Raw genomic sequence first — 17,343 nt, 5'->3', positions numbered from 1 at the left:
GAGAAGTGTATGCGGCAGGTTTTGCTTATCGTTGATGTCCAGTCCACATTCAGTCCGCCGGAGTGGCTGGTCGATGGTGTACGGGCGTTGTCAGAACGAATTCTGACGATTGCCTCGGTCGAGCTGCACGATGAGCAGGTGACCCCGTTTGCAAAGCAGCTTGGCTGGCATCCCGCAGCCGAAGACGAGAGCCTGGTCGAAGCCGACAAGGTATTTATCAAGCACGGATACGGGCAGACCGCTGAAACCATCGAGTACATCAAGCAACTCGGCGTCGAGCGCGTGCTGGTTTGCGGTATCCAGACCGAAACCTGCGTACTCGCCGCCGGGTTCGCACTGTTCGATGCCGGGCTCTCGCCCACGCTGGTTACCGACCTGACTGTCGGCTCATCCCTCGACCGGTCAGGTCAGTTGGGCATCGATCTGTGGAAGCATCACTTCCGTCAGGTCATTACCAGGGCAGAAGTGATTGCTGAGCTTGATGCATGAGTCAGGAGCTTGCCTGTGCTTGAGCTATGGGGCTTTCACTCTGCGGGGGTGACAGCAGCGTCGCTGGCTTCAGCTTCCAGTTTCAACCGGTCAGCCTTGCTAATGTATTTGGGCTTGCTCTTCGGTGCCAGTTTGGCGCTGGCCTTTTTGGCGTGGGCCTTTAATAGCTGTTTGATTTTCTTCTGACGATTCACGTTGTTACTCGGCTTGTAGATGCTTGAATGCTATTCGCTGTGCGGCGCGTTGTTTCTTGATCCGGTACATATCGCCATCCGCATGGCTTAGCAGGGTATCGGCATTCTCTGCGTCCTGGGGGTAAAAGGCCACGCCGACACTGCACGACGGCATACTGAGCCCGCCAAATTCAGTGTCCAGGGGCTCGGCCATGGCCGCAAGAATCTCCCCCACCTTGGCGAAAACGGCATCCTGCGACTGAATACCCGGCAACAGCACGGTGAACTCATCACCACCGATCCGCGCCACCGTGTCGGTCGCGCGTACGCAGCCTTCCAGTCGCCGGGCAATCATGCAGAGGATCCGGTCCCCCATGGCGTGCCCATGGACGTCATTAATACCCTTGAAGTCGTTGATGTCCAGAAACAGCAACGCCAGTGTGCTCTGGTGGCGCTGTGCCGCTTGCACGGCCGACTCCAGCCGATCGTTGAACAGCGCGCGGTTGCTCAGGGCCGTCAAAGGATCGTGATGGGCCAGGAAGCGCAGTTCATCTTCGGCCTGCCTGAGGGCCGTCACGTCCCGCGCCACACCGATGCGCGCACCCACCTCCTCGGACCAGAACGCAGCCCACAGGATATGCACGACACCGCCATCCTTGCGGATGTAGCGGTTGCGAAAATCGACGTGGGATTGACCGTTCATGACCCGCACAATCGAGGCCTGGGTCACCGCCAGGTCGTCAGGGTGGATGTAGTCGGTGATCGGTGTGCCGGTCAGCTCGGCGGCGCGGTAACCGAGCAGCGCTTCGCAGGCATCACTGACAAAGACAATCTGGTGATCCCGGTCGACCACGAAAACCGTGTCCAGCATCAGATGGATCAGTTTGGGGTACAGCGCTTGGAGGTCAACGGGCATAGGCTGGCACGTCCGATGGGTGTCGCCGGATCATATCGCGATCGCGCTTGGCCAACACAGTGCGGCCCGGCCAATGGCTGGGTGTTTTGCCGGGGACTGGCCAACGCCCTCACGGACGGCGGCAGGAGCCTGGCCTGCCGCCGTGGTTGTTGCTTCGCTGCCAATCAGAGCTTGGCCTCCGACGTAACGGCAACACTTGCGACACTTAAGCTTCCCGGCTTTTTCGTAGCTCAACCCAGAGCAACACTCCCGCCCCGACCATGATGGCAACATCGGCAATATTGAAAACGCCGGTGTGCACGGTCCCGACGTTGAGCACCATGTAGTCGACCACGTGCCCTTCACGAAACACTCGGTCAATCAGGTTGGAAGCGCCGCCCAAGGCAATGAAGTAAACCGCCGCCGCTCTCGCGGGAGCGCTTGTCCAACGCGCCAGGGACCACCAGGTGGCCCAGCCCACTACAACCGCCACGCCGACGATGAAAATCAGTTGCTTTACGCCCGGTGCCAACCCTGCACCCAGGCTCAGGAACGCCCCGGGGTTCAGGCTCAACGCGATATCCAGCCAAGCGAAGCGGCCACCCAGTTTGAAACTTTCCGATTGCAGCGTTATTAGCGCCTGCAGCTTGACCCACTGGTCCACAGCGATAAAGCCCAAGCCAATCAGAACCACAAAAAGCCGGCTCCTCATTATGAGTTCCATGATCAATCCTTTAATTCATTAATGCCGGGGATATGGCGATGGCTTACCGGGCCGCGGCGAAGATAGCGCGGCCTCGGCGGCAGGTCTACTCACAAAAGGGGGCTTCGCTATCGATCAGAGCTTGCCTTGCGCCCCGGTATAGGACGCATCCCAGGACTGATCCGGATTACGCGTGAGGGTAATGGCTACGCCAGCGCCTCTGGCTTCGTAGGCGTTGTCGTTGAATTTCTTCAACTTGGCCTCTTTGCCATTGATATAAACCGGCCCACCTTCGTCGGCGTGCACGGCAATGTGGGTTGGGCATTCGTAGTTCAGCTGTGGAATACCCGCGCTGGCAGCTGAGGCAAACAGCAACGCGGCAGTTCCAACCAAGTGCCTGTAGTTCATCATTGCGGCCTTCTCGTAAAGGACTACGACAGGATCGTCGAGGGGGGGGCGACTGGCTGTGGTTGCTACCGTCTGCGCATCAACCCTGGGTAGCAAGACAGAACGCGACCGTGTCTTCGAGTATGGCCACCAATTCTGGGTCCATGTACTGAAAATCATCGGGAATATCCAGGGTATAAAGCCGCTTGTGCTCAAGCAGCCGGGCGTACTGTGCCTGCAGGCGATTGTGGTGTTTGCGTTCCATGACAAAAATCACATCGGCCCAGCGAATGTCCGCTGGGTCGATGGGTTTGCGCGCATTCGGGCTGGTGCCCGCCGACCGGGCATCGAAGCCGGGGCGGCGGCGCCAGAGCGCTTCTGCAGTAGGGCTGCGCCACTGGTTGCGGCTGCAGACGAACAGGAGGTTAGTCACTCTTGATCCAACAGTTGGCGGGTGGAGCGGATGGGGTAGCTCATGCCGAGTTGGCGTGCCCGCAGCAACTTGTCGGCACGGGTGTACAGCAGCTTCCAGTTCTTTTCGGGCTTGAACACCAGCGGGTGCACCGCTTTGGTTTTGCCACTTTTACGGGCCTGTGAGCGTCTCCAGGCGCGGGTTCTTTGCATGATCTTGTCCTCGTGAGTACCGGGTTCAGCAGCCGCGGTAATACGAGTTGGGCTTATAGTAAGCGCGAATCAGAATTGTGGCTAGGTAGGCGCTGTTTTTCAGGTAGGAGCGGGCTTGCCCCGCGATCCAGATAACGCATACAGGGAGTACTCAATGAACACCCCCCAATGGCTCGCCTTATTCGAGCGAGCTTTTCGCAACATGGAAAAGAAACTTGAGCAAGTCGTGCAACTGAACAGTTGCCGCGAACACTGGATACAGGCCGAAATCAGCCTTCACGCCTGGTTCGAAGATGGCATTGAAATCTGGACGGAGCTGCCGATAGGCGACAGGCGCAAAGCTGACCTGTACGCATTGGATGACAATGGCGCCCCGGCCATGGTTGCCGAAATCAAATGCCTGGGCGATGTATCGCAAGCCAAGTGTCTGGAAGGCGACTGGTCGGTTCGGGCTGATGTCGATCGGTTGCGCTCGTTCGAGTGCCCGACCCGGTTGTTCGTGCTGGTGATCGCCAAAGGTGAACGGGAAACCACTACCGGGCGGCGCCTTCGTGAGGACGAATGGGTGGATGGGCGTGAATGCGTCAGCGTGGATCTGGCGTTTGCGCTGGTGCGGTTGTGGGCCCTGTGATCGACCTCAGCGGTTGGTAAACCGGGGGTTTGCAAATCCATTGTAGGAGCGGGCTTGCCCCGCGATCAGGCCAGCCCAGCCAGCACATTAGGCGGCGCCTGGTTTACGACCGCTTCGCGCTCGATCGCGGGGCAAGGCCCGCTCCCACAGGCCCCATTACGCCTCGCTACCGCAATGGCACATAAATATCCGTCTGCCACTGCTCCTGCGGCGTTTGCGGATACACACTCAGGTAATGAAAAAACAACGGCTCATCGCGTAACTCCTCGCCACTGTCCGGCAACCAGTCGCGATACAGCGGATAGATGGATTCACCAATATGGTCCGGCGAGCCCATATGCCGCACTACCGCATAACGCCCGCCAGCAATCACCCGTTCGTGCACGCCGAATTCATTCGCCGCCACCCCCTCATCAATCTCACCACAAAGGGCGAAACGAAAATCCTCCGCTGGCGTGGTATCGGGGTTGCCGTAGGGGATGCCAAAGCTGCGGCTCGACGCCACTGGCGACTGCCCGCTGGCCATGCGCCAGGCAATGAACTGGCCCACGCTCTCGTTGACCTGCGCGGCCGGGCCGCAGTGCTCCAGCGCCGCGACCCGGGTTTGAACAAACTCCACAATACGCACCTGCATGATGACGCTCCTGGAAAAGTGAGGGATAGCGAACACCGTATTCCAGGCCTGCCAGTTCGGCTGGCGGCGAAAGGCACTCGGCGACATGCCCAGCGCTCGCCGAAACGCCCGGCTGAATGCCTCCGGGCTTTCGAAACCAGCAGCCAGGGCAGCCTCCAGCACCGCGTAATCGGCATTGGCCGCCAAACGATGCGCCGCCTGGCGCAAGCGCATCAACTGCACATAACGCGAGACTGGCACCCCGACGAAAGCCGTGAACTGACGATGAAAGTGAAACACCGAAAAGTTCGCCACCTGGCTCAGCGCTTTTACCGACAGATCACCTTCGAGGTTGGCGTCGATGTAGGCAAGCACAGCGCTGAAGCGCTGGGTGTAGGCGGTGTTGGGCGGGATGTCGGGCACGGCTGGAGGCTCTTGGAAGTACGGTCGGCATAGAATCGACTATACCCGCGTGGCTGCGCCTAGCCGTGTTTGCTCAAGCGTGTTTTTCACGGGGATGAGCATTCGCTCGATGTTGTGCTCCTAGAGTGGTGGAGCCAGCAACAATCGCTACCAAACGATTGGTGACGGCTGTACGCAGGTTGGTAGACCGGGACTCTAGGAACCCAGCGCGCACGAATGCGCCCCACGCACAGCCGCCATAGCACAAAACAGCAGGCACAAAAAAACGCCGGCTGATCGGGAGCGGCGTCTGCACGCCTTAGAGTACTCGGGCTACCAAACCCGGTCGCTGGATTTACAGCGACTGGGGGAGGGGAGCGAGGTTGCAGAGGGGATTCAAGGGAAGATTGGAATGCGCTCGTAGTTGCAGCCCCGGCTCTTGCTGATGCTCACGCAAACTGTGCTGGCCAGCTGTTCATCAGGCAGCACCACATCAATCGTTAATTGAAAAAACATATAAAAAATAACTAGTTACATAAATGGCACAACCATTGCGAAGGCTCCCGTCTCTTCCCCCCTTGTGGAACATTGACGTTCATGACCGCTCCCTTCGCCCGCTTACCTCTATTACTGGCCATCGCCGCCGCCTTGCCCACGCTACCGAGCTTCGCCGCCGAGCCAAGCCCCGAAGCCCTGCCCACCGTCACCGTCACCGCGCAAAAGCGCGAAGAGTCGGTGCAGGACGTACCCTCGGCCATCTCCGTGGTCAGCGCCAAGCAGATTGCCGACAGCGGTGGCGGCTTCAGCGCTGGCAAGGCGTTGCAGAACGTGCCCAACGCCATCGCCCCGGAGTTCGCCGGGCATCAGCGGCCGCGTTGGTACATTCGTGGCATGGGCTCGGGGGACATGGCGTCGACCACGGTTTACCCGGTGGGTATCTACACCGATGACGTGTACATCGACCCGCATGTGGCCACCGGTTTTCCGCTCTATGACATGGAGCGCGTCGAGGTGCTGCGCGGGCCGCAGGGCACCTTGTGGGGCAAGAACACCACCGGTGGGGCGATCAACTTCGTTTCGCGCAAGCCGGACTTCGAGAAGGCCAACGGTTACTTCAAGCTCGACCTGGGTACCTACAATTCGCGCCTGTACGAAGGCGCTTATGGCGATACGCTGATCGACAACAAGCTGGCGGCGCGGGTGGCGTTTGTCGACCAGAGCGCTGATGGCCAACTGGAGAATCAGGTCGATGGCCACAGCGTCGGCGATCTCCACGATCAGGCCCTGCGCCTGCAGTTGCTGGCACAGATCAACGATGACCTGCAGGCCACCCTGCAACTGCATGGCCGCGACTACAAAGGCCAGGGCATAGCCACCCGCGCCTGGGGCTCCGGGCCGGGGGGCTCTACGCTGTTTGGCCCGGCGCCCAAGCCCGATACCGATGAGGCAGCGTTTACCGGTAAAGCCGAGGACCGTATCGAGCACAACGGTGTGCAGCTGGCGCTGAAGTGGGACCTGGGCGACCTGCAACTGGACTCGATCACTGCCTTCGACGATATCCACGAAAAAGCCGAAAGCCCGAACATGAGCCTCTACGAATTCGGCCGCGGTTTTAACGATGATCGCTGGAAGCAGGTGTCCCAGGAGCTGCGTTTGTCTTCGGCAAAAAACCAGCCGATCAGCTGGATCGTCGGCACTCACCTGTTCCACGAACAACTCGACAGCCGCAACGACAGCGGCCTGTTGCCCAAGCCCTACAACCAGGCCTTTGGCGTGGCTGACTATGGCCGTACCGATATCGACCAGAGCACCGACAGCTTCGCAATTTTCGGCAGCAGCACCTGGCAGGCCACCGACAACCTGAGCCTCACCGCCGGCCTGCGCTGGACCCGCGAAACCAAGGACATCGACCTGCACCGCGTAGCCGCACCAGATGCCGATGCGGTCAGCTACAACAGCGAACGCGACTGGTGGAAAAACTACACCGGCGACCTGGTGACCCGCGTCGAGCAGGATGAAAAACGCACCTGGAACAAGCTCACCTACGACTTCACCCCCGAGTACCAGCTCAACGACAACGCGCGGGTGTATTTCCGTTATGCCAAGGGCTTTCGTTCCGGTGGTTTCAGCGGCGGTGCGCAGGTGCAGGCCGAGGCCTCGGTGGTGGCGCCGGAGAACGTCGATGCCTATGAACTGGGGGTCAAGAGCGAGTGGTTCGACGAGCGCCTGATCGCCAACGCCAACGTGTTTTACTACGACTACTCGGACATTCAGGTCAACGCTGTGTCGGTGCGCGACGGGCAGGTGGTGTCGCTGCTGACCAACAGCGGCCAGGGGGTGATTCGCGGCGCCGAGTTCGAGCTGCAGGCCTTGCCGTTCAGCAACCTGGAGCTGCATGGCTCGCTGGGCTTGCTGCACACCGAGTTGCAGGATTTCGAGTCGGGCGGGGTGGATTACTCGGGTAACCGCATTGCCCGCTCGCCGTCGCGAACCCTGGCGGTGGGCGGCAGTTACCGGATACCGCTGGAGAATGGCGATGAAGTGCGCCTGGGCACCGACTGGCGCTACCAGAGCCGGATTTACTTCCTGCCGACGGCGCAGCAGGATCACAGCGTGTCCCAGGGCGGCTATACCTTGGGCAATGCCAGTGCCACCTATCACCTGGGTGGGCGCTATGACCTGGACCTGACCGCATATGTGAACAACCTGACCGACAAGCAGTACAAGACCGACAGCGTGCCATTGCCGTTCGATATCGCCTGGGACGCGCGCGGCGATCGGCGCACGTTCGGGGTGAGCGCGACGACCCGTTTTTAACCTCAGGTGTCGGGCCCGGGCGATAGGCTGGTTGGGCAAGGCTTTGCCTTGCATCGCTGGCGGTGTCAGTAGCGAATCATCACCGACTTGAGCTCGGTGTAATCCTCGATAAATGCCCCACCAAATTCACGGCCGACTCCCGACGCCTTCACCCCGCCAAACGGCACCGCCGGGTCGAGCAGGGTATGCATGTTCACCCACACTGTCCCGGCCTGCACCTGCGACACCAGGCGCAGGACCTTGCTCAGGTCGTTGGTCCACAGGCTGGCGCTCAGGCCGTAGGGGCTGTCGTTCATCAGCGTGATCAGTTGCTCGTCATCGTCGTACGGCAAGAAGGTCGCCACCGGCCCGAAGGTCTCTTCATTGAGCAGGCTGTCGTGCACCGAATTGGCCAGGATCACCGTCGGCTCGACGTAGCACCCCGGGCCTTCGAGCAGGCGTCCGCCATGGATGATCTGGCTGTTCTCGCTGCGCGCCTTGGCAAACAGCGCGCCGAGTTTGGCCTGGTGCTGCTTGTTGCTCACCGGGCCGAATTCGCTGGTTTCATCCAGCGGCGCGCCGATCTTCAACTTCGCCAGGCGCGCGCTCAAGGCGCCGGTCACTGCCTCGATCTGCGAGCGATGCACATAGAAGCGCTCGGCTGCGGCGCAGATCTGCCCGGAATGCAAAAAGCCCGCTTCAATGATGCCCTCTACCGCCTTGTGCACCGGCACGTCGCGCAGGAACCCGGCAGCGTTCTTGCCGCCCAGCTCCAGGGTAGTGCGGGTCAGGTTGGCGGCCATGGCGCTCTGGCCGACGGCAAGGCCGGTGGGCACGGAGCCGGTGAACGAGACCTTGTCGGTGCCCGGGTGCTCGATCAACGCCTTGCCTGCCAGGCCGGCGCCGGTCACCACGTTCAGCGCCCCCGGGGGCAGGCCGGCAGCAATGGCCAGTTCGGCAATGCGCAGGATGGTCAGCGGAGTGTATTCACTGGGCTTGATGATGATGCTGCAACCGGTTACCAGCGCTGAACCGAGCTTCCACAGGGCGATCATGGTCGAGAAGTTCCACGGCACGATGCCCACCACCACACCCACCGGTTCGCGCAGGGTGAAGGCGGTGTAGCGCTCGCCGTTGAACGAGGGCAGCGACGGGGTGAGGGTCTGGCCGCTGAGCTTGGTCGCCCAGCCGGCGTAGTAGCGCAAGAAATGCGCGGCCTGATCGACCTCGAAGTTGCGCGAAATGTTGATCAGCTTGCCCGACTGGCAGGTCTCCAGCTGCGCCAGTTCTTCGCGGTGCTGTTCGATCAGATCGGCGAGTTTCAGCAGCACGCTGGCACGCACGGCGGGGGCGGTTTGCGACCACTGCGCAAAACCGCGACGGGAGGAGGCGACGGCATCGTCGACCGTTTTTGTACAGGCTTCGGCCACGCGGCTGATGACCTGGTCGCTGGCCGGATCGATTACCTCAAGGTAGTGGGCATTGGCCTCAGGCTGCTGGCACCCGTCGATAAAGCTGCTGTGTTCGCGCTCAAGAAACCCGCGCACCTGGGGTAAAAGGCTGATGTTGCTCATGGGACGAACCTCAATGCAAAACAAAGCCTCGACCCTAGCGCAGGGCACCTGCGCCGGCTTGACTGAGCCTGCCGTCGGCCATGCACCGGTCTGCCAGGTGCTTTGTAATCTGCCGGGTTTGGCCTTAGGCTGCGGCATCCGCCTGTGCAGGAGCGCGCCTTGAACCCGATTTTCGCTTCCCTGAGCATCGCCCACCTGCGCGCGCTGCAAAGCATGCTGCAGCTGAAAAACCTCAGTCACGCCGCCGATCGTCTGGGCAGCAGCCAGTCGGTGCTCAGCCGCCAGTTGGCGCATATGCGCGAGGCGTTCGACGACCCGCTGCTGGTGCGTCAGGGCCGTGGCTACGTGTTGAGTGAACGCGGCGAAAGCCTGCTGGTGCCGCTGGGCCAGGTGCTGGCCGAGCTTGAGGCCTTGCGTCAACCGCAGGCCTTCGACCCCAAGCGCTGCGAGCGGCGCTTTTGCCTGGCAGCCTCGGACTACATCGCCGAGCACATGCTGCCATTGTTGGTCAGCACCCTGGAGCGCGAAGCGCCGGGGGTGTCGATTGAGTACCGCACCTGGCAACCGGGGCAGTATGAGTTGCTGGCCAGCGGTGAAATCGACCTGGCCACCACGCTGTTCGACGACGCCCCGGCCAACCTGCATGGGCGCATGCTCGGTGAAGACCGCGCGGTGTGCCTGATGCATCGCGAGCACCCGTTGGCGGGTAAAACCGAACTGAGCCAGGACGACTACCGCGCCTGGAACCATGTGCGTATTTCCGGTGGTGGCGACAAGGACAGCTTTATCGATCGCCATCTGCGCGAGCAGGGCCTGAGCCGGCGCATCAGCCTGCAGGTGCCGTTCTATTCGGCGGCGGTGCAAGTGGTCGGCAGCAGCCAGGCGCTGGTTAGCGTGCCCGAGCACATCGCCCGCCAGCTCAGTCGCCTGCACCCACTGACCTGGCGGCCGCTGGCCTTTGTCGAGCACAGCCAGCGCTACTGGGTGGTCTGGCACCAGCGCCTGCATGGCTCGGCCGAGCACCGCTGGTTGCGCAACCTGGTGTTCGAGCAGTGGCAGCAGTCGCAGTTCGGTGTGCACGGCGGCCATGCGCATTCGCCATAGCAGCTATGCGCCGGGCGGCGTTTTTTGGCGGGTGGCCAGGGCCTAGACTCAGGCCCACTTACCGCCAACAACAGGAGCCGCTGCATGAGCCCGGAAGAATTTCGCAAACATGGCCACCAATTGATCGACCTGATCGCCGACTACCGCCAGGGTGTCGGTGAGTTGCCGGTCATGGCCCAGGTCGAGCCCGGTTACCTCAAGACGGCCTTGCCCAGCTCGGCGCCGACTCAGGGCGAGCCGTTTGAAAACATCCTCAAAGATGTCGATCAACTGGTCATGCCCGGCCTGTCGCACTGGCAACATCCGGATTTTTTCGGTTACTTCCCCTCCAACGGCACCTTGTCGTCGGTACTCGGCGATTTCCTCAGCACCGGCCTTGGCGTACTCGGCCTGTCGTGGCAATCCAGCCCGGCGTTGAGCGAACTGGAAGAAACCACCGTGGACTGGCTGCGGCAGATGGTCGGCTTGTCGGATCAGTGGAGTGGGGTGATCCAGGACACCGCTTCCACCAGCACCCTGGTGGCGCTGATCAGCGCCCGCGAGCGCAGCAGCGACTACGCCCTGGCCAAGGGCGGCCTGCAGGGGCAGGGCAAACCGCTGATGATCTACACCAGCGCCCAGGCCCACAGCTCGGTGGACAAGGCCGCGTTGCTGGCGGGCTTTGGCAAGGACAACATCCGCTACATCGAAACCGACGATAACTTCGCCATGCGCCCGCAGGCCCTGGCTGCGGCCATCGAACAGGACCTGGCCAACGGCCTGCAACCCTGTGCGGTGGTGGCCACCACCGGCACTACAACAACTACCGCCATCGACCCGCTGCAGCCAATCGGCGAGATCGCCCGTGAGCATGGCTTGTGGTTGCACGTGGACGCGGCCATGGCCGGTTCCGCGATGATCCTCCCGGAATGCCGCTGGATGTGGGATGGCATCGAACAGGCCGACTCGATCGTGGTCAACGCGCACAAGTGGCTGGGTGTGGCCTTTGATTGCTCGCTGTATTTCGTCCGTGATCCGCAGCACCTGATCCGGGTCATGAGCACCAACCCCAGTTACTTGCAGTCGGCGGTCGACAGCAAGGTCAAGAACCTGCGCGACTGGGGCATTCCGTTGGGGCGGCGGTTCCGTGCCCTGAAACTGTGGTTCATGCTGCGCAGCGAGGGTATCGAGCGCCTGCAGCAACGCTTGCGCCGCGACCTGGACAATGCCCAGTGGCTGGCCGAGCAGGTGCGTGGGGCAGATGGCTGGGAGTTGCTGGCGCCGGTGCAGTTGCAGACCCTGTGCATTCGCCATTGCGCCGATGCCCTGGAGGGGGAGGCACTGGATGCGCATACCCGCCGCTGGGCTGATCGGCTCAATGCGTCGGGTGTGGCCTATGTCACCCCGGCGACCTTGAATGGCCGCTGGATGGTGCGGGTGTCGGTGGGGGCGTTGCCAACCGAGCGGGCGCATGTGGTTGAGCTTTGGCGCAATTTGCAAAAAGTGGTTCTGCAGTAATTTCATCGCGGGTCAAGCCCGCTCCTACAACAGAGCTGTGTACACCGGACCTGTGGGAGCGGGCTTTACCCGCGATGCTTTTAAAATCCTGTGAAAAGTACAATCTTGCCTATGGAAGTTGCATTTTCCCTCTGAGCCAAGCCTCCCATACTGGCCCCTGCACCCACCGCTGCCTGCCACTTCGCAGGCCACGGCGGACATCCAATAATAAGCAGGGCCCCTCATGAAAAAGCCAAACCCGCTGCTCGAAGACCTTCGTTCGATTCTGCCTGCCATCGCCGCCAATGCCGCCCGTGCCGAGCAGGATCGCAAAGTTCCGGACGAAAACATCGCCCTGCTCAAAAGCATCGGCCTGCACCGCGCCTTCCTGCCCAAACCCTACGGCGGCCTGGAAATGTCCCTGCCGCAGTTCGCCGACTGCATCGCCTTGCTCGCCGGTGCCTGCGCCAGTACTGCCTGGGCCATGAGCCTGCTGTGCACCCACAGCCATCAGTTGGCGATGTTCCCGGCCAAGCTGCAGGAAGAAATCTGGGGCGACAACCCCGACGCCACCGCCAGCAGCAGTATCGCCCCGTTTGGCAAGGTCGAGGAGGTCGCAGGCGGCTTGCTGTTCAGCGGCGAGATGGGCTGGAGCAGCGGCAGTGACCATGCCGAGTGGGCGATTGTCGGCTGCCGTCGGGCTAATGCCGAAGGCACCCAGGACTACTGCTTCGCTGTGCTGCCGCGCAGTGATTACGAGATTCGCGATGACTGGTTCGCCGCTGGCATGAAGGGCAGCGGCACCAAGACCCTGGTGATCGACAAGGTGTTCGTCCCCGAGCACCGCATCCAGAAAGCCAAGGACATGATGGAAGGCAAGTCGGCAGGCTTTGGCTTGTACCCGGACAGCAAGGTGTTCTACTCGCCATACCGGCCGTACTTTGCCAGTGGCTTCTCAACCGTCAGCCTGGGCATTGCCGAGCGCATGCTCGAAGCCTTCCGCGAAAAAACCAGGAACCGCGTGCGGGCCTACACCGGGGTCAACGTTGGCGCCGCTACCCCAGCGCTGATGCGCCTGGCCGAGTCGACCCACCAGGTTGCCGCCGCCCGGGCCTTGCTGGAAAAGACCTGGCAGGAACACGCCGAGCACAGCGAGCGTCACCAATACCCAACACGCGAGACCCTGGCGTTCTGGCGCACCAACCAGGGCTATGCGGTGAAGATGTGCATCCAGGCGGTCGACCGCCTGTTCGAAGCCGCGGGCGGCACCGCCTGGTTCGACAGCAACGAAATGCAGCGGCTGTGGCGCGATGCGCACATGACCGGCGCCCATGCCTACACCGACTACGACGTGTGCGCGCAGATTCTCGGCCGCGAGCTGATGGGCCTGGAGCCTGATCCAAGCATGGTCTGAAGTGCCTCGCCAATAACAACAATGACGGCTGCCGCGCAAGGCAGCCGGGGAGTCTTGCATGTCTACTGCAACCGCAACGGCCTTCGACAGCCGCGCCTTTCGCCGTGCCCTGGGCAACTTCGCCACCGGCGTGACCGTGGTCACCGCCGCCGACCCTCAGGGCAACCTGGTCGGGGTCACTGCCAACAGCTTCAACTCGGTCTCCCTCGACCCGCCGCTGATTCTCTGGAGCCTGGACAAACGCTCCAGCAGCCTGGCGGTGTTCGAGGCGGCCAGCCATTTTGCGGTGAACATCCTTGCCGCGGATCAGATCGACCTGTCCAATAACTTTGCCAAGCCCAAGGAGGATCGCTTCGCCGGCATCAGTTACCAGGCAGGCGAGGGCGGAGCGCCGATCCTGGCCGATTGCTCGGCGTGCTTTCAGTGCGAAACCCACCAGATTATCGACGGCGGCGATCACTGGATCATGCTCGGCAAAGTGGTGGCCTTCGATGACTGCGGCCGCTCGCCGTTGCTCTATCACCAGGGCGCCTACTCCATGGTGCTGCCACACACCCGCATGACCCGCCGCGAAGAAGGCCAGCCGCCGAGCAGCCACTTCCAGGGGCGCCTGAGCCACAACCTTTACTACCTGATGACCCAGGCCCTGCGTGCCTACCAGGGCAGCTACCAGCCACGACAATTGTCCAGTGGACTGCGCACCAGCGAGGCGCGGATGCTGATGGTGCTGGAGAACGACGCCGGCCTGAACCTCAGCGACCTGCAGCGCGAAGTCGCCATGCCGGCGAGGGAAATCGACGAGGCGGTGGCCAACCTCAAGCGCAAGGGCCTGGTGTGCGACAGCGAAGCGGCCGGGCATGTGCGCCTGACCATCGCCGGCATCGACCAGACCGAAGGCTTGTGGAGCATTGCCCGCGAGCAGCAGGACAAAATCTTCGGGCAGTTCAGCGAAGAGCAGATCGCGACCTTCAAGACGGTGCTGCAGGCGGTGATTGGCAGCTGTTGAGCGCTAATCGCGGGGCAAGCCCGCTCCTACAGGGGCTTGCGCCGTGCTGCTTTTACATTGCTCTTTAAATTGATATGTTATTACATATAATTTAAGGAGCCGTCATGAACTACCCTGTAGGAAGGTTATCCCTCGGCCTGTCCGCCTCGCTGCTTGCCCTGCCAGCCGCTGCCGCCGACGCGGTGCTGCTTGACGCTCTTAACGTCAACGAACGCCACTACGAAGAAACCGCGACCGGCCCGGTGCAGGGCTATCGCGCAACCCGCTCAAGCACCGCGACCAAAACCGACACCGACCTGCGCGACACCCCGCAAAGCATCGCCGTGGTGCCCAGCCAGGTGCTCGAAGACCTGAACAGCACGCGCATCGACCGCGCCCTGGACTTTGCCGGCGGCGTCAGTCGGCAGAACAATTTTGGTGGCCTGACCTTCCTCAACTACAGCGTGCGCGGCTTTACTACCGGCGAGCTGTACAAGAACGGCTTTGCCGTCAATCGCGGCAGCTACAGCGCCCCCGATACCTCCAACATCGAGCGCATCGAAGTGCTCAAGGGCCCGGCAGCCAGTTTGTATGGGCGCGGCGATCCGGGCGGGCTGGTGAATATCGTTACCAAGCGCCCGCAAGCCGAAGCCTTTACCCGGTTCAAGGCCAGCGCCGGCAGCTGGGACCGTTACCGCAGCAGCCTGGACGTCAACACGCCGCTCAGTGAAGACGGCCGGGTGTTGTCGCGGGTGAACATGGCGGTGGAGGATAATGGCAGTTTTCGCGACTACGTCGGCAGCGAGCGGCGCATCGTCAGCCCGTCGCTGAGCTGGCAGTTGAGCGCCGAGACCCTGCTGTCGATCGACACCGAGTTCTCGCGCACCGAGTCGGTGTTCGACCGGGGCATCCCGGCGGTTAACAATGAGCTGGGCTCGGTCAGCCGTTCGACCTTTCTCGGCGAGCCCAATGACGGGCGCATCCGCAACGACAACCAGACCCTCGACCTGACCCTGGAGCACACCCTCAACGACAGCTGGAAGCTGCGCCTGGCCAATCACTACACTCAAGGCAGGCTCAAGGGCAACAGCTCGGAACCGTCGCGGGTGGTCGGCACCACCATCAGCCGCTTCTACCGCGAGCGCGATTTCGAGTGGAACGACAACATTACCCAGGCCGAACTTCACGGCCAGTTCCAGTTCGCCGGTTGGCAGCACCAGAGCCTGCTGGGCCTTGAGTACGAGAACTACCGCAACAGCCAGAAGTACCCGCAAAGCGCCACGTCGCTCGGCTATGGCCTGGACATCTACAACCCGGTGTACGGCCAGGCGAAACCGCCGCTGATCAACCCCAATGATTTTTTCGAGCGCACCGAAAGCTACGCGCTCAACCTGCAGGACCAGATCGCCTTTACCGACCGCTTGCGCGGCCTGGTGGGCGTGCGCCTGGAGCACATCGAGCAGACCGCGCAGAACCGCAGCACGCGCGTCAGCAACCGCCAGGAAAAGGACGTTGCCACCCCGCGCCTGGGCCTGCTGTACCAGCTCACCCCTGAAGTCGGCGTGTTCGCCAATGCCTCGACCTCGTTCAAGCCCAACAGCATCGGTACCCAGGGTCAGATCTACAAGCCGGAGAAGGGCCTGGGCTATGAAACCGGGCTCAAGCTCGACCTGTTCGACAGTCGCCTGGGCGCGACCCTTGCTCTGTTCCAGATCGACAAGGAAAACGTCATCACCACCGATGCCTTCGGCGACAGCATCGCCGCCGGCAAGGCGCGCAGCCAGGGTGTCGACCTGCAGTTCAGCGGCCAGTTGAGCGAGACCGTGCGGGTGATCGGCGCCTATGCCTATATCGATGCCGAGGTGACCAAGGGCGATGCCGCCTTGCCCAAAGGCAGCGACCTGCTTGGTATCCCCCAGCACAGCGGCAGCCTGATGGCGGTGTATGAGTTCCAGAGCGGGCCATTGCTCGGCTCGGACATTGGCGCGGCGGCCAACTATGTCGGTGAACGCTCCGGCCAGGCCGGCAGCAGTTTCCGTCTACCGGGCTACAGTACCATTGACCTGCTGGCGCATTACAAGGTCAGCGAACAGGCCACTGTGGGCCTGAACCTGAACAACCTGTTCGATCGCAAGTACTACGAGCGCGGTTACAACGCGGCGTGGAACCTGCCGGGTGAGCCGCGCAACCTGATGGTCAGCCTGAGCCTGGCGTTATGAGCCCGGGCACCACCAGCGTGGCAACTGGTCGTTGAACGAGTGCGTCGCCGGCGCCAGGGCCGGCTGTTGATTGCTGTCGAAGCTGCCCAGCAGCAGGGCCACCGTTGGTTGATCATCGATAGCGCCCAGCGAACTGCCGCAGCTGGGGCAAAAGGCGCGGCTGGAATAGTCCGATGAGCGAAAGGTCGCTGGCGCTCCACCGGGGCCGGTCCAGCGAACCTGCTCGCGGGCAAATTCGACCCAGGTGGCCGTTAGCGCGCCGGTATGGCGCTGGCACCACTTGCACGAGCAGCAATGAGGATTCAGTGCCGGGCCAATGGCTTCAAAGCGGATCGCCCCGCACAGGCAGCCACCATGGTAGGTTGCATCGTCCATTGTTAGCTCCCGTTTAGTTGCCTACAGGGCTGCACAGCTCCACCAGAGTGCCATCGGGGCAGCGCACATATGACAGGGTTTGCCCCCATGGCTTGGCTTCGGGGGCCTTGAGTTCCACGGCGCCTGCCTTAACCGCTCGCGCGTGGGCGTTGGCGACATCGTCGGTCACCAGGGCGATCTCCATGCCCAACGGTTTTGCCGATTCGCTGGCGGCCAATACGCCGCCGGGGAAGTGGCTGTTGCCCAGAGCCAGGGAGGCGAAGGCGAGGGTGGTGGCGCCGGTGTCCAGCTCGCCATAGTCGCCGGATTCGTGCAGAAAACGCTGGTTCAGGCCGAAGGCTTGCTCGAAGAACGCCAGCGAAACGGCGACATCGGCGACGTAGATGATGGTGTATCCGAGTTTCATCAATGCTTCCTTGATTGAAGAGCGCGTGGGTGATTTATACAGCACTTGCCGGGGGCGTGGGTACGTCGCTAAGGTTG

Annotated in this window: 18 protein-coding genes; 8 read left to right on the top strand and 10 right to left on the bottom strand. The window is 62.0% G+C overall.

Features of this window, described 5'->3' with window-relative positions:
• Positions 1-9: 9 nt before the first annotated feature.
• On the top strand, positions 10-489 hold the full coding sequence (locus F8N82_RS13460; protein ID WP_038995793.1) for an isochorismatase family protein: 480 nt from the start codon (positions 10-12) through the stop codon (positions 487-489).
• 35 nt (positions 490-524) lie between these two features.
• Here the strand turns inward: F8N82_RS13460 and F8N82_RS13455 are convergent, their stop codons facing one another.
• The 6 genes from F8N82_RS13455 to F8N82_RS13430 all read right to left on the bottom strand — a co-directional run bounded on the left by F8N82_RS13455 (position 525) and on the right by F8N82_RS13430 (position 3,271).
• Positions 525-683: a DUF2986 domain-containing protein gene (locus F8N82_RS13455; protein WP_080764758.1), complete on the bottom strand. Its 159-nt coding sequence runs from the start codon at positions 681-683 to the stop codon at positions 525-527.
• 4 nt (positions 684-687) lie between these two features.
• On the bottom strand, positions 688-1,578 hold the full coding sequence (locus F8N82_RS13450; protein WP_038995792.1) for a GGDEF domain-containing protein: 891 nt from the start codon (positions 1,576-1,578) through the stop codon (positions 688-690).
• Between the two features lie 205 nt (positions 1,579-1,783).
• Positions 1,784-2,281, bottom strand: a complete 498-nt coding sequence (locus F8N82_RS13445) for a signal peptidase II (RefSeq protein WP_038995791.1) — start codon at positions 2,279-2,281, stop codon at positions 1,784-1,786.
• Between the two features lie 114 nt (positions 2,282-2,395).
• Positions 2,396-2,671 (bottom strand): hypothetical protein, encoded by a 276-nt coding sequence (locus F8N82_RS13440; protein ID WP_095162979.1) that lies wholly within the window; start codon positions 2,669-2,671, stop codon positions 2,396-2,398.
• Positions 2,672-2,747: 76 nt separating this feature from the next.
• A complete protein-coding gene (locus tag F8N82_RS13435; protein ID WP_038995789.1) occupies positions 2,748-3,080 on the bottom strand; it encodes a low molecular weight protein tyrosine phosphatase family protein in 333 nt (110 codons plus the stop codon).
• On the bottom strand, positions 3,077-3,271 hold the full coding sequence (locus F8N82_RS13430) for a hypothetical protein (RefSeq protein WP_038995788.1): 195 nt from the start codon (positions 3,269-3,271) through the stop codon (positions 3,077-3,079). The genes F8N82_RS13435 and F8N82_RS13430 overlap by 4 nt, the downstream gene beginning before the upstream one ends.
• 154 nt (positions 3,272-3,425) lie before the next feature.
• On the opposite strand from F8N82_RS13430, the gene F8N82_RS13425 reads away from it, so the two are divergent.
• On the top strand, positions 3,426-3,902 hold the full coding sequence (locus F8N82_RS13425; RefSeq protein ID WP_038995787.1) for a hypothetical protein: 477 nt from the start codon (positions 3,426-3,428) through the stop codon (positions 3,900-3,902).
• 166 nt (positions 3,903-4,068) lie between these two features.
• Here the strand turns inward: F8N82_RS13425 and F8N82_RS13420 are convergent, their stop codons facing one another.
• A complete protein-coding gene (locus tag F8N82_RS13420; RefSeq protein WP_038995786.1) occupies positions 4,069-4,938 on the bottom strand; it encodes an AraC family transcriptional regulator in 870 nt (289 codons plus the stop codon).
• 576 nt (positions 4,939-5,514) lie between these two features.
• Between F8N82_RS13420 and F8N82_RS13415 the strand changes: the two genes are divergently transcribed.
• Positions 5,515-7,734, top strand: a complete 2,220-nt coding sequence (locus F8N82_RS13415; protein WP_150776942.1) for a TonB-dependent receptor — start codon at positions 5,515-5,517, stop codon at positions 7,732-7,734.
• A 65-nt stretch (positions 7,735-7,799) separates the two neighbouring features.
• Here F8N82_RS13415 and F8N82_RS13410 read toward each other — a convergent pair whose 3' ends face one another.
• Positions 7,800-9,287 (bottom strand): aldehyde dehydrogenase family protein, encoded by a 1,488-nt coding sequence (locus tag F8N82_RS13410; RefSeq protein WP_038995784.1) that lies wholly within the window; start codon positions 9,285-9,287, stop codon positions 7,800-7,802.
• 159 nt (positions 9,288-9,446) lie between these two features.
• Here F8N82_RS13410 and F8N82_RS13405 point away from each other — a divergent pair, with 159 nt between their 5' ends.
• The 5 genes from F8N82_RS13405 (at position 9,447) to F8N82_RS13385 (ending at position 16,485) form a co-directional block, all read left to right on the top strand.
• A complete protein-coding gene (locus tag F8N82_RS13405; RefSeq protein WP_038995783.1) occupies positions 9,447-10,391 on the top strand; it encodes a LysR family transcriptional regulator in 945 nt (314 codons plus the stop codon).
• Positions 10,392-10,475: 84 nt separating this feature from the next.
• Positions 10,476-11,888, top strand: coding sequence for a DOPA decarboxylase (locus tag F8N82_RS13400; RefSeq protein WP_038995782.1), 1,413 nt, complete (start codon positions 10,476-10,478; stop codon positions 11,886-11,888).
• Between the two features lie 223 nt (positions 11,889-12,111).
• The gene (locus F8N82_RS13395; RefSeq protein WP_038995781.1) at positions 12,112-13,281 is read left to right on the top strand and encodes a p-hydroxyphenylacetate 3-hydroxylase oxygenase component; all 1,170 of its coding nucleotides are present in this window, start codon (positions 12,112-12,114) and stop codon (positions 13,279-13,281) included.
• 58 nt (positions 13,282-13,339) lie between these two features.
• Positions 13,340-14,287 carry a p-hydroxyphenylacetate 3-hydroxylase reductase component gene (locus F8N82_RS13390; RefSeq protein WP_038995780.1) on the top strand — a complete coding sequence of 316 codons (948 nt, stop codon included), beginning with the start codon at positions 13,340-13,342 and terminating at the stop codon, positions 14,285-14,287.
• Between the two features lie 104 nt (positions 14,288-14,391).
• Entirely contained in the window at positions 14,392-16,485 is a 2,094-nt protein-coding gene (locus F8N82_RS13385) for a TonB-dependent siderophore receptor (protein ID WP_038995779.1), read from the top strand.
• Here F8N82_RS13385 and F8N82_RS13380 read toward each other — a convergent pair.
• Positions 16,480-16,860 (bottom strand): GFA family protein, encoded by a 381-nt coding sequence (locus tag F8N82_RS13380; protein WP_038995778.1) that lies wholly within the window; start codon positions 16,858-16,860, stop codon positions 16,480-16,482. The genes F8N82_RS13385 and F8N82_RS13380 overlap by 6 nt on opposite strands.
• 13 nt (positions 16,861-16,873) lie before the next feature.
• On the bottom strand, positions 16,874-17,266 hold the full coding sequence (locus F8N82_RS13375; protein WP_038995777.1) for a VOC family protein: 393 nt from the start codon (positions 17,264-17,266) through the stop codon (positions 16,874-16,876).
• Positions 17,267-17,343 lie beyond the last annotated feature (77 nt).

The organism is Pseudomonas fluorescens (assembly GCF_902497775.2).
GTDB classification, from domain to species: domain Bacteria; phylum Pseudomonadota; class Gammaproteobacteria; order Pseudomonadales; family Pseudomonadaceae; genus Aquipseudomonas; species Aquipseudomonas putida_F.
The sequence above is the reverse complement of the archived record's forward strand: the minus strand, read 5'-3'. Positions and strand labels throughout refer to the sequence as shown.

Bases quoted from the DNA above. Each gene is read 5' to 3' on its own strand.
- F8N82_RS13460 (WP_038995793.1), top strand. From the start codon at position 10: ATGCGGCAGGTTTTGCTTATCGTTGATGTCCAGTCCACATTCAGTCCG.
- F8N82_RS13450 (WP_038995792.1), bottom strand. From the start codon at position 1,578: ATGCCCGTTGACCTCCAAGCGCTGTACCCCAAACTGATCCATCTGATG.
- F8N82_RS13445 (WP_038995791.1), bottom strand. From the start codon at position 2,281: ATGGAACTCATAATGAGGAGCCGGCTTTTTGTGGTTCTGATTGGCTTG.
- F8N82_RS13440 (WP_095162979.1), bottom strand. From the start codon at position 2,671: ATGATGAACTACAGGCACTTGGTTGGAACTGCCGCGTTGCTGTTTGCC.
- F8N82_RS13430 (WP_038995788.1), bottom strand. From the start codon at position 3,271: ATGCAAAGAACCCGCGCCTGGAGACGCTCACAGGCCCGTAAAAGTGGC.
- F8N82_RS13425 (WP_038995787.1), top strand. From the start codon at position 3,426: ATGAACACCCCCCAATGGCTCGCCTTATTCGAGCGAGCTTTTCGCAAC.
- F8N82_RS13415 (WP_150776942.1), top strand. From the start codon at position 5,515: ATGACCGCTCCCTTCGCCCGCTTACCTCTATTACTGGCCATCGCCGCC.
- F8N82_RS13410 (WP_038995784.1), bottom strand. From the start codon at position 9,287: ATGAGCAACATCAGCCTTTTACCCCAGGTGCGCGGGTTTCTTGAGCGC.
- F8N82_RS13400 (WP_038995782.1), top strand. From the start codon at position 10,476: ATGAGCCCGGAAGAATTTCGCAAACATGGCCACCAATTGATCGACCTG.
- F8N82_RS13395 (WP_038995781.1), top strand. From the start codon at position 12,112: ATGAAAAAGCCAAACCCGCTGCTCGAAGACCTTCGTTCGATTCTGCCT.
- F8N82_RS13390 (WP_038995780.1), top strand. From the start codon at position 13,340: ATGTCTACTGCAACCGCAACGGCCTTCGACAGCCGCGCCTTTCGCCGT.
- F8N82_RS13385 (WP_038995779.1), top strand. From the start codon at position 14,392: ATGAACTACCCTGTAGGAAGGTTATCCCTCGGCCTGTCCGCCTCGCTG.
- F8N82_RS13380 (WP_038995778.1), bottom strand. From the start codon at position 16,860: ATGGACGATGCAACCTACCATGGTGGCTGCCTGTGCGGGGCGATCCGC.
- F8N82_RS13375 (WP_038995777.1), bottom strand. From the start codon at position 17,266: ATGAAACTCGGATACACCATCATCTACGTCGCCGATGTCGCCGTTTCG.